Origin of the sequence: Microbacterium sp. LS_15 (assembly GCF_041954735.1) — a bacterium.
Classification (GTDB): domain Bacteria; phylum Actinomycetota; class Actinomycetes; order Actinomycetales; family Microbacteriaceae; genus Microbacterium.
On sequence record NZ_JAVAYD010000001.1, the window covers coordinates 824,137 to 835,080 of the forward strand.

Here is a 10,944-nt window from a genome sequence, read left to right on the forward strand (position 1 = left end):
GTCAGTTGTTCTGCTCGGCCGCGGCCTTGAACGCCTCGAGGTCGGCTTTGTTCTCCGCGATGAACTTCTCCTCCAGCGCGAACTGGATCTTCAGCGACTCGGCCATGTACGACGTCTGCGCGCGGCACTCGAGGTCGACCAGGGCGAGCTCGATCTCGCGCTCGCCGAGCGCCTTCATCTCGGGGCTCGACGACGGGTCGACGAAGTCGGGCGACTCCGTGTCCACCTCGGTGGACCCGTCGCCGTACGCCTCGTCGTAGATCTTGCTCGACTCGTCGGCGATGGACTGCTGCGCGTCCATCTGCGCCGAGAATCCCGGCTCGCCCCCGTCGTCCATGCACGACGACCACGCGGCGTTGAGCTCCTTGAACTCGGGCGACTCCTGCGTGGAGCTCCAGAGCTTCTCCATCTTCTTGCGCAGGTCCGCGAACTCGTCCGCCTGCCAGGGGTCCTCGCCCTGCTGCTCGTGCTGGGCCCAGCCCTGGCACCCCGCGTCCTCCCAGTTGTACTCGAAGCTGCCGTCCTCGGCGAGCTCGTCCTCCTCCGGCGGCACGCCGTAGGCGGTCTCGTAGTAGGCGGTCTGCTCCGACTCCGAGAGCGACTCGATGTACTCCTGGTTCGGGTCGACATACTCTTCGGCCGCACCCTCGTCGGCGTTCTCGGAATAGGGGCTGGTGACGATGCCGTAGCCGTACTTCTCGACCCATTCCTTCTTCTCAGGCTCCCACTCGACATCCTCGCCCGAGACGAACGCGCCGGAGCTCTGCACGTTGGGCTTGTACTCGAAGCCCTCCTCCGCCATGCACTCGGCCATGAGTTCTTCCTGGGCGCGCTGCTGCTCCTCCCACTTCTTCTGCTGCTCCTCCTCGGAGAGGTCGCCGCCGTAGGCGGACGAGAGGTACTGGCCGAGCGGCGAGTCCTCGTAGCTGAGCGCATCCGCAGACGGGCCTGCGCATCCGGCCAGGGTGAGCGCCAGGGCGGTCGCGGCGATTCCCGCCGCGAGAGGACCGGTGGTACGCATGTCTTGCTCCTTCGTCGGCCGACCGTGGGTCGGAGGTCTCGGGCAAGCATAGGGAAGTCGGACGAATCCTCGCGTCCCCCAAATGGATGACGTGGGTACCTCGCCGGACTGACGACAGCCGTCGAAGACACAGGATTCGAACCGCGCTTCCGAGCCGTTCAGCGCGCTCGCGGATGCGAGGTCGCGTAGACGTCACGCAGCGTGTCCACGGACACGTGCGTGTAGATCTGAGTCGTGGCGACCGAGGCGTGTCCGAGCAGCTCCTGCACGACGCGGACGTCGGCGCCGCCCTGCAGCAGGTGAGTAGCGAACGAGTGCCTGAGCGTGTGCGGGGACACCTCGGAGGTGATCTGCGCACGCTCGGCGGCATCTCGGATCACGAGCCAGGCGCTCTGACGCGAGAGGGGCGCCCCGCGAGCGCCGAGGAACAATCGCGCTGACGCCCGCCCCTTCGCTGCGAGACCGGGTCGGACGCGCGTGAGGTACGCGTCGATGGCTGAGCGCGCATACGAGCCGACCGGCACGATGCGTTCCTTCGAGCCCTTGCCGCGCAGCCGCAGCACGTCGCCGTGAGACACGTCGTCGACGTCGAGGCCCACCGCCTCCGACACACGCGCACCGGTGGCGTAGAGCAGCTCGAGCAGCGCACGGTCGCGGATGCCGACCGGCTCCTCGGCCGACGGCGCCGCCAGCAGCCGCTCGACCTGATCGATCGTGAGGGCCTTCGGCAGCCGACGGGGAGCTTTCGGCGGACGGAGGCGACCGCTCGGATCGTCGTCCTCGATGCCCTCCCTGGCGAGGAAGCGGTGCCAGCCGCGCACCGACGATTGGAGTCTCGCGAGGCTCGTGGCCGCCGGTGCGGGCTCGCCGGAGGACCGCTCCGCGATGAAGCGCCCGACGACCGCGGGGGTGATCTCCGCCGTGTCTCCGATGTCCTCGGCGGTCAGCCAGTCGAGGTAGCCGGCGAGATCGCGCCGGTAGGCGGCGATCGTGTGGTCGCTCAGACCGCGCTCGATCGTGACATGGCGCAGGTACGAGTCGAGCGCGCGATCGAGCTGCATGCTCAGGCCCGGTCGCGCAGCCTCTGCGCGGTGGCCAGCACGCCGATGGTGAGGATGCCGTTGCGCATCCGCCCCGCCATGACCGCCGCGATCACCGCGTCGAGAGGAACCCATTCGACACGGATGTCGGCCTCCTCGTCCTCGCGCTGATGCGTGGACGGCGCGGCCGAGACCCCGGTCGCGAGGAAGATGTGGATCGCCTCGTCGTTGCCCCCGGGAGTGGTCCACGACGAGACGAGCGGCTCCCAGTGGGCGGCGACGAGATCCGCCTCCTCCGCCAGCTCCCGCTGCGCCGCGGTTAGCGGCTCCTCGCCGTCGACGTCGAGGAGGCCGGCAGGCAGCTCCCAGTCGCGGTGACGGATCGGGTGCCGGTACTGCTGGATCAGCAGCACCCGCCCATCGTCATCCAACACCAGGATCGCGACAGCGCCGGTGTGCTCGACGTACTGACGACGGATCTCACCGTCGCCGTAGCGCACGCGGTCGTCGCGGACGTTCCAGACAGCACCCTCGAACGCGAGGTCGCTCTGCAGCACCTCGGGTTCGAAGGCCTCGTCGCGGAGCTCGCCCGCGACGACCGGGTTCTCAGGCATCGGCTTCGACATCGAACAGCTCGCTCGCGCGGTGCCGCTCGATCGCCGCGCCGACCAGTCCGCGGAAGAGCGGGTGCGGGTCGGTCGGACGCGAGCGGAGTTCCGGGTGCGCCTGCGTAGCGATGTAGTACGGGTGCACGTCGCGCGGCAGCTCGACGTACTCGACGAGGTCGAGCTCGGGGTTCAGCCCCGAGAACACGAGTCCCGCCTCGGACAATCGCGACCGGTAGGCGTTGTTGACCTCGTAGCGGTGGCGATGGCGCTCGGACGCGATGGGAGCGCCGTAGACCTCGCGGGCCAGCGACCCCTCGGCGAGAGCCGCCTGGTAGAGGCCGAGCCGCATGGTGCCCCCGAGGTCGCCGCCGTCGAGGATCTCGACCTGCTCGGCCATGGTGGCGATGACGGGCTCGCTCGTCTCGGGGTCGAACTCGGTCGACGAGGCGCCGGCGATGTCGGCGACGTCTCGCGCGTACTCGATGACCATGCACTGCAGGCCGAGGCAGAGACCGAGGGTCGGGATGCCCTGCTCACGCGCGAACTTCAACGCGCCGAGCTTGCCCTCGATGCCGCGGATGCCGAAGCCGCCTGGTACGCAGATGCCGTCGAGCGCCGCGAGCTGCTCTCGGGCACCGTCGGGCGTTTCGCACAGGTCGGAGGGGATCCACCGGATGTTGACCTTGGTCTCCTGCGCGAAGCCGCCGGCCTTGATCGCCTCGGTGACGGACAGGTAGGCGTCCGGCAGATCGATGTACTTCCCGACGAGCCCGATCGTGACCTCGTGCTTCGGGTTGTGCACGGCGTGCAGCACGCGGTTCCAGCGCGTCCAGTCGACCTCGTCCGCCTTCTGGTCGAGGCCGAGGCGGCGCACGATGTACGAGTCCAGGCCCTGCTCGTTGAGAGTCGAGGGGATGTCGTAGATGCTCGGCAGGTCGACCGTGTTGATGACCCCCTCGGCATCCACGTCGCACATGAGAGCGATCTTGTTGCGGTTGCTCTCGCTGACCGGACGGTCACTGCGCAGCACGAGAGCGTCGGGCTGGATGCCGACCTGGCGGAGCGCAGCCACCGAGTGCTGAGTGGGCTTGGTCTTCTGCTCGCCCGACGCCCCCATGAACGGCACCAGAGAGACGTGCACGAAGAACACGTTGTCGCGGCCGAGCTCGTGACGCAGCTGACGGGCGGACTCGAGGAACGGCTGCGATTCGATGTCGCCGACGGTGCCGCCGACCTCGGTGATGATGACGTCGGGCTGCGGGTCCTCGGTCGCCTGCAGGCGCATGCGGCGCTTGATCTCGTCGGTGATGTGCGGGATGACCTGCACGGTGTCGCCCAGGTACTCGCCACGGCGCTCGCGCGCGATGACCTGCGAGTAAATCTGACCCGTCGTGACGTTGGCCGCCTGCGACAGGTTGATGTCGAGGAAGCGCTCGTAGTGGCCGATGTCGAGATCGGTCTCGGCGCCGTCGTCGGTGACGAAGACCTCACCGTGCTGGAACGGGTTCATCGTGCCGGGATCGACGTTCAGGTACGGGTCGAGCTTCTGCATCACGACGCGGAGTCCGCGAGCGGTGAGCAGGTTGCCGAGGCTGGCCGCGGTGAGCCCCTTGCCCAAAGACGAAACGACACCACCAGTCACGAAGATGTGCTTGGTCGTGTCGTTCTTGGGCCCCGCAGAAGAAGAGTTCATCACGGGCTTCTATCCTAACAGTTCGCTCAGACGCCGAGGCTGAGAAGTTCGCGGGCATGGGTGAGTGCGGCGTCCGAATCGGCGAGTCCGGAGAGCAGCCTGGCCATCTCGGCTTCGCGCTCCTCCCCCTCGAGTCGGCGGACGCTGGAGGCCGTGACCGCTCCGTCGTGCGATTTCACGACCGAGAGGTGGTTGTTCGCGAAGGCTGCGACCTGCGCGAGGTGGGTCACCGCGATGACTTGCGACTTCTCTGCGAGTCGGGCGAGTCGTCGGCCGACCTCGATCGCCGCGGCTCCGCCGATCCCGGCATCGACCTCGTCGAACACGAACGTCGGGACGGGGTCGGTGCCGGCGATGACGACCTCGATGGCCAGCATTACACGGGACAGCTCGCCTCCCGAGGCGCCCTTCGACACCGAGCGCGGCTCGGCGCCCGGATGCGGCGCGAGCAGGATGCCGACGTCGTCGCGACCGTGCGCGCTCTCCGCGCCAGGGGTGACCGCCACCTCGAGCGTCGCGTCGGGCATCGCCAGGGCGTGCAGCTCTTCCGTCACGGCGGCGCCGAGGCGGGCCGCCGCGGCGGTGCGTTCCGCGGTCAGCGCGGCGGCGAGATCGTCGAGCTCGCTGCGGGCGGAGTCACGCTCGGTTTCGAGTCGCGTGATGCGGTCGCCGTCGTCGTCGAGCTCGGCGAGCCTGGTCGATCCGGTGCGCCAGAGCTCGAGCGCCTCGTCGAGGGAGCCGTGCGCGCGCACCAGTGTTCCGAGCGCTGCGCGACGCTCTTCGACGGCGGCGAGCTCGTGGGGTCCGGACTCGTCGAGGTCGGCGAGGTAGGCCGAGAGCTGCCCGGCGAGGTCGGCGACGCGGTACCCGATGTCGGCGAGACCGGCGGAGATGTCGGTGAGAGTCGGGTCGGTCACGCGCTCGAGCGATCGACGCGCCTCTGCGACGAGAGCGGAGGCGTCGGGCTCTCCCTCCTCGTTCGACAGCGCGTTGTGAGCGAGGGTCGCGGCGAGACGCAGGTCCTCGGCGTTGGCGAGGCGCTCGGCGCGGGCGGTGAGCTCGACGTCTTCTCCGGGCTCCGGTGCTGTCGCCTCGATCAGTGCGAGGGCCTCGCGCAGCCTCGTGGCCTCCTCGGCTCGACGGTCGCGGTTCTGGGTGATGTCGGCGATCTCGGCATCCAGGTCGCGCCAGCGCGCGAAGGCTGCCGCGTAGGCCTTGAGCGCGGTCGTGATCGGTGCACCGCCGAACCGGTCGAGGGCGTCGCGCTGCGCGGCGGCCGACCGCAGCCGCAGCTGCTCCGACTGCCCGTGCACGACGACGAGTTCGTCGGCCAACGACGACAGCACTCCGGCCGGCGCAGCGCGTCCGCCCACGCTCGCGCGACTGCGTCCCTCTGCGCTCAGGGTGCGGGAGACGTACAGCTCGGCTGAGCCGGCGCCCGCCGGCTCGAGCTCGCCGCCGGCGTCGGCGACGATGTCGGCGACCTCGCCCTTCTCGGGCACGATCCAGACCCCCGCGACCGAGGCCTGCGCGGCACCGGCGCGCACGGCGCCCGAGTCGGCGCGAGCCCCCAGCAGCAGTCCGAGACCCGTGACGACCATCGTCTTCCCCGCGCCGGTCTCGCCGGTGATCGCGGTGAAGCCTGCGCCCAGCGGGAGGACGGCGTCGGCGATCACGCCGAGCCCCTGCATCCGCATCTCCTCGATCACGCGCCCGCCCCCTGTCCGCGCCAGCCCGCGACGGGCAGCTGGAACTTCCGCACGAGACGATTCGTGAACTCGGCGGTGTGCAGACGCGCCAGTCGCACGGGGCGGGAGGACCGTCGCACCACGACCCGCGCGCCGGGCGGCAGGTCGTGCGATCGTCGACCGTCGCACCAGAGGATGCCGGAGCCCGTCGTCCCGTCGAGCATCTCGATCGCGACGGCGGCGTCGGGGCTCACCACGAGCGGCTTCGCGAAGAGAGCATGCGCCGACAGCGGCACCACGGCGATCGCCTCGACGGTGGGCCAGATCACCGGCCCGCCGGCGGAGAAGTTGTAGGCGGTCGACCCGGTGGGTGTCGACACGACCATGCCGTCGCAGCCGAAGCTCGACAGGGGCAGTCCGTCGATCTCGAGCACGACCTCGATCATGCGCTCGCGGCTGCCCTTCTCGACGGTCGCCTCGTTCAGGGCGAAGGTCTCGTAGACGACAGCGCCGTCGGCATCCTTCACTCGCACCGAGAGCGCCAGACGCTCCTCGACGTCGTAGTCGCGGTCGATGACGCGACGCACGGCGGCGTCCATGTCGTCGCGGTCGATTTCGGCGAGGAAGCCCACGTGCCCCATGTTGATGCCGAGCACGGGAGCCGAGCAGCCCCGCACGAGCTCCGCCGCGCGGAGGATCGTCCCGTCCCCGCCCAGCACGATCGCCAGTTCGAGCTCCTCTTGGGTGACGGTGTCGCCGAGAACGTCCACGTCGGCGAAGAAGGGGTCGACCGCGCTGAGATCCGCGCTGTCGTCGCCCGCGAGGACCGGGAGGGCTCCTGCTCCTCTCAGCGCCTCGACGACGCGCCGGGCGGCTTCGACGGTGTCGGTGCGCCTGGCGTGGGCGACGACCAGGATGTTGCGCTCGTTCATCGGCCCCCTGCCAGTGTGTTGATGCGTTCCGACCATTCTGACGGATCCGTACCCCGGCCCGGAGCGAGGTGTACGAGATATTCCGTGTTCCCGTGCGTGCCGAGGATCGGCGAGGGAAGGATGCCGAGCATGCCGAGCCCGCTGTCCCAGGCGCTCCAGACGACTCTCGCGACGGCGTCGGCGCGCGTGGCGGGGTCCGTGACGAGTCCTCCGCGCACCGCGGTGCGACCGACCTCGAACTGCGGCTTCACGAGCAGCACGATGTCGGCTCGGGGGGCGGCGACCGCCGCGACGGCCGGCAGCACCAGCTCGAGGGAGATGAACGACAGGTCGCCGACGACGAGGTCCGGCGCCTGCGGCTCGCCCGTCGCGACGCGGAGGTTGTCGGGCGTCATGTGACGGACGTTGTAGCCCTCGACCAGCACGACCCCGGGGTCGGCGGCGACCGAGGCCGCGAGCTGGTCGTGTCCGACATCGACGGCCAGCACCGATCGGGCGCCCCGCTCGCGGAGCACCTGCGTGAACCCGCCCGTCGAGGCGCCCATGTCGAGCGCGAGGCGTCCGTCGACGTCGATCCCGAACGCGTCGAGGGCGGCGATGAGCTTGTGCGCACCTCTGCCGACGTAGTGATCGGCAGAGGCGACGGTGATCTCCGCCATGTCCGACACCGACGTCGAGGGCTTGATCACGGGCCGTCCGTCGATGCTGACGAGACCTTCCGTGATCAACGATGCAGCGTGCGTTCGCGAACGAGCGAGTCCTCGCGCGGCGAGGGCGGCGTCGAGTCGCGTCATCGCGTTCCAGGGGCGTCGCGCTGATCGAGGCGCGCGCCGCTGTCGAGGCGGCGGGACAGTTCGTCGTGCAGCCCGGAGTACGCGTCTGCCCGCGCAGCCAGCGGCTGTCCCTCGATCAGGCGCAGGCGACTCCACAGACCGTCGGTCGGCTCGTTCGTCGTCTCATCGCTCACGTCTCTACTGTACGCGGCGGCTGCGACAGCGCGCCGGAGCCACGGCGACCGCCCGCCCGTCGTCAGGGCCGGTGGAACGGGTCGTCGTAGAGACGCTCGGGTACGCGGAGCACGAAAACCGGGGTTCCGGACGCCCAGATCGCGGACGCACCGGCCCGGAGCAGATCGATCTGCTCGTCGCCCTCCGTGAGGATCTCGACGTCCGCCCCCGAGACACGGACGGACGCACCGTTCACGGAGTGGATGCCGTCTCTCACCGAGACGGTCGGGTACGGCTCGTGCAGGTCGCGGAGATCGCGGAGGATGAACGTGGGCCGCGACCCCTCGGGAGCCGCCAGCACGTGCTTCGGCCGGTCGATGCCCGTGAGCACCAGGGCCGAGTCGATCCCGGCGCGCACCGCACCCAGGATGTCGGTGTCGAGGCGGTCGCCGATGAATAGGGGCTTCTGCGCACCGAAGCGCGACAGGGCCTCCTCGAAGATCGGCACCTCGGGCTTGCCCGCGACCGTGGCCAGTCGGCCGATCGCCGTGTGGACCGCGGACACCAGCGTGCCGTTGCCGGGTGCGACGCCGCGCTCCCGGGGGATCGTCCAGTCGGTGTTGGTGGCGATCCAGGGGATGCCGCCTTCTTCCTCCGGGACCTTGAGTGCGAACGCAGCTTCGGCGAGGTCGGTCCAGGCCACCTCGGGGGCGAAGCCCTGCACCACGGCGGCGGGCGAGTCCTCGGCCGAGCGCGTGACCGTGTAGCCGGCCTTCTCGGCTTCGTCGACGAGCCCGTCCCCACCCACGATGAGGAGGGTCGCCGGCGGGGGGACCATCCCTGCGAGCAGTCGCATCGCCGCCTGCGGGCTGGTGATCACATCGGCCGGGGCGACGTCGAGTCCGAGGCTGCTGAGGTGCGCCGCGACCGAGGCGTCGGTCCGTGAGGCGTTGTTCGTGATGTACCCGAGACGCACCGACTCCGCAGCCCGGTTGAGGCTGTCGACCGCGAACGGCAGCGCGCCGGGTCCGGCGTACACGACCCCGTCGAGGTCGGCGAGCACAGCGTCGACGTCATCGAGCGGTGTCCGCTGCGCCTGCTTCTTCGAGAACAGCCCCACCGCGCCTCAGACCTCCTTCGAGGAGTCGCGCCCCTCGTCAGTTTCGGTCTCGGCGGCTACGGCCGCGTCGGTCTCGGCGGCGTCAGTCTCGGCGGCGTCGGTCTCGGCGACCTCGGCTACAGCCGCGTCGGTCTCGGCGACCTCGGCTACAGCCGCGTCGGTCTCGTCGGTCTCGTCCTCGCCGAGCAGCTCTCGGACCTCGTCCTCGATAGACGGCTCGGGCTCGACGACGTCCTCGTTCTCGTCGTCCGGCTCCGCTCCGGCATCCGCATCGGCGGCGTCGGAGTCCTCGTCGAGGTCTTCGATGTCGTCGATCATGCCGTCTTCGACGAAGATCTCCTCGTCGCCGGCTTCGTCGACTCCGAGCGCTTCGGCGGCGACCTCGGCACGGTGCGTCCAGAATGCTGCTTCGTCAGTGCGCCCGAGGTCTTCGAGCACAGCGGCACGCGCGGAGAACAATGCCGGACTCCACTCGAACGCGCGGTCGGGATCGAGCTCCGGGATCTCGAGCTCACCCAGAGCCAGTTCCAGGTCGCCCTGGTCGAGACGCGCACCGGACATGGCGATCGCCAGAGCGACTCGAACCGGCGTCGTGAGCTCACTGCGGTCGACGGCGCGACCGGTCTCGAGCGCACGATCGGGGCGTCCGATGCCACGCTCGCTGTCGACCATCAGGGCGATCTGGTCGTCCTTGCCGGAGATGCGACGGTACGTGCGGAGCTCGCGAAGGGCGAGCGCGAAGTCCTCGTTCGCGTAGGCGGTGATGCCCAGCGTCTCCCGCACGATGGCGATGCGGCCGGCTCGACGAGAGGCGGCGAGGGCATGCTGGTGTGCAAGAGCAGGGTCCTCGTCGATGAGACGGGATGCCATCGCGAGATGCCGAGCGACGTGCTCCGCGTTCTCCTTGCTCAGCGTCTTCAGCTCGTTCCGAGCGGACGGGTGCAGGTCGCGCGCGGTCACGTCGTCCGGCAACGCCGGATCGTTGTGCCGGGGGCGCTCGTCCGCAGCCTGGAACGGGCGTTCACGGCCCGCTCCCCCGCGCTGCGGGAAGGACCGGCCGCGCTCGGACCCGCGCTCGGACCCGCGCTCGGACTGCGGAGCGGAACCGTCGCGACGCGGGTGACGCGCATCGCGGTTGTAGCCACCTTCGCGGCGCGGGGCACCACCATCACGGTTGTAACCGCCTTCGCGACGCGGGGCACCACCATCACGGTTGTAACCGCCTTCGCGACGCGACGCTCCACCATCGCGGTTGTAGCCACCCTCGCGGCGCTGTCCACCGTCACGGTTGTAACCGCCCTCGCGGCGCTGTCCACCGTCACGGTTGTAACCACCCTCGCGGCGCTGTCCACCGTCACGGTTGTAACCGCCCTCGCGACGCGACGCTCCACCATCACGGTTGTAACCACCCTCGCGGCGCTGTCCACCGTCACGGTTGTAGCCACCCTCGCGACGCGACGCTCCACCATCACGGTTGTAACCGCCCTCGCGGCGCTGTCCACCGTCACGGTTGTAGCCACCCTCGCGACGAGGGGCACCACCATCACGGTTGTAACCGCCCTCACGACGCTGTCCACCGTCACGGTTGTAACCGCCCTCACGACGCTGTCCACCGTCACGGTTGTAACCGCCCTCACGACGAGGGGCACCACCATCACGGTTGTAGCCACCCTCGCGACGAGGGGCACCACCATCACGGTTGTAGCCGGCATCGCGGCGCGGGGCACCACCATCACGGCGTGGCTGGTCGGAGCGGGGTCCGGAAGTGCGGTCTTGGCGCGGTCCTCTGTCGTCGTTGCGACGCGGACGGCGCTCTTCCTCTTCCGGCATGATGCTCCCTGTTCTCGTGTGTGCTGTTAACGCGAAATGGCCACCCAGCTTTGGGTGGCCATTTC

11 protein-coding genes are annotated in these 10,944 nt (G+C 69.7%); 1 reads left to right on the forward strand and 10 read right to left on the reverse strand.

Annotation, left to right across the window (positions count from 1 at the left end; all coding sequences use genetic code 11):
• Window position 1: 1 nt before the first annotated feature.
• The 10 genes from RAC69_RS04055 to RAC69_RS04100 all read right to left on the reverse strand — a co-directional run bounded on the left by RAC69_RS04055 (window position 2) and on the right by RAC69_RS04100 (window position 10,021).
• The gene (locus tag RAC69_RS04055) at window positions 2-1,021 is read right to left on the reverse strand and encodes a hypothetical protein (protein WP_375085257.1); all 1,020 of its coding nucleotides are present in this window, start codon (window positions 1,019-1,021) and stop codon (window positions 2-4) included.
• A gap of 158 nt (window positions 1,022-1,179) precedes the next feature.
• The gene (gene xerD / locus RAC69_RS04060) at window positions 1,180-2,082 is read right to left on the reverse strand and encodes a site-specific tyrosine recombinase XerD (RefSeq protein WP_375085259.1); all 903 of its coding nucleotides are present in this window, start codon (window positions 2,080-2,082) and stop codon (window positions 1,180-1,182) included.
• 2 nt (window positions 2,083-2,084) lie between these two features.
• Window positions 2,085-2,675 (reverse strand): NUDIX domain-containing protein, encoded by a 591-nt coding sequence (locus RAC69_RS04065; protein WP_375085261.1) that lies wholly within the window; start codon window positions 2,673-2,675, stop codon window positions 2,085-2,087.
• Window positions 2,668-4,362, reverse strand: a complete 1,695-nt coding sequence (locus RAC69_RS04070) for a CTP synthase (RefSeq protein WP_375085263.1) — start codon at window positions 4,360-4,362, stop codon at window positions 2,668-2,670. The genes RAC69_RS04065 and RAC69_RS04070 overlap by 8 nt, the downstream gene beginning before the upstream one ends.
• A gap of 26 nt (window positions 4,363-4,388) precedes the next feature.
• Complete coding sequence (recN, locus tag RAC69_RS04075) at window positions 4,389-6,071, reverse strand: DNA repair protein RecN (protein ID WP_375085265.1); 1,683 nt, start codon at window positions 6,069-6,071, stop codon at window positions 4,389-4,391.
• Entirely contained in the window at window positions 6,068-6,982 is a 915-nt protein-coding gene (locus tag RAC69_RS04080) for an NAD kinase (RefSeq protein WP_341934007.1), read from the reverse strand. Before RAC69_RS04080 ends, recN begins: the two co-directional genes overlap by 4 nt.
• Entirely contained in the window at window positions 6,979-7,776 is a 798-nt protein-coding gene (locus RAC69_RS04085) for a TlyA family RNA methyltransferase (protein ID WP_375085267.1), read from the reverse strand. Before RAC69_RS04085 ends, RAC69_RS04080 begins: the two co-directional genes overlap by 4 nt.
• Entirely contained in the window at window positions 7,773-7,949 is a 177-nt protein-coding gene (locus RAC69_RS04090) for a hypothetical protein (protein WP_375085269.1), read from the reverse strand. Before RAC69_RS04090 ends, RAC69_RS04085 begins: the two co-directional genes overlap by 4 nt.
• A gap of 62 nt (window positions 7,950-8,011) precedes the next feature.
• On the reverse strand, window positions 8,012-9,049 hold the full coding sequence (locus RAC69_RS04095; protein ID WP_375085271.1) for an HAD-IIA family hydrolase: 1,038 nt from the start codon (window positions 9,047-9,049) through the stop codon (window positions 8,012-8,014).
• A 6-nt stretch (window positions 9,050-9,055) separates the two neighbouring features.
• Entirely contained in the window at window positions 9,056-10,021 is a 966-nt protein-coding gene (locus tag RAC69_RS04100) for a hypothetical protein (RefSeq protein WP_375085273.1), read from the reverse strand.
• Between the two features lie 12 nt (window positions 10,022-10,033).
• Here RAC69_RS04100 and RAC69_RS04105 point away from each other — a divergent pair, with 12 nt between their 5' ends.
• A complete protein-coding gene (locus RAC69_RS04105) occupies window positions 10,034-10,909 on the forward strand; it encodes a hypothetical protein (protein WP_375085275.1) in 876 nt (291 codons plus the stop codon).
• Window positions 10,910-10,944: the final 35 nt, after the last annotated feature.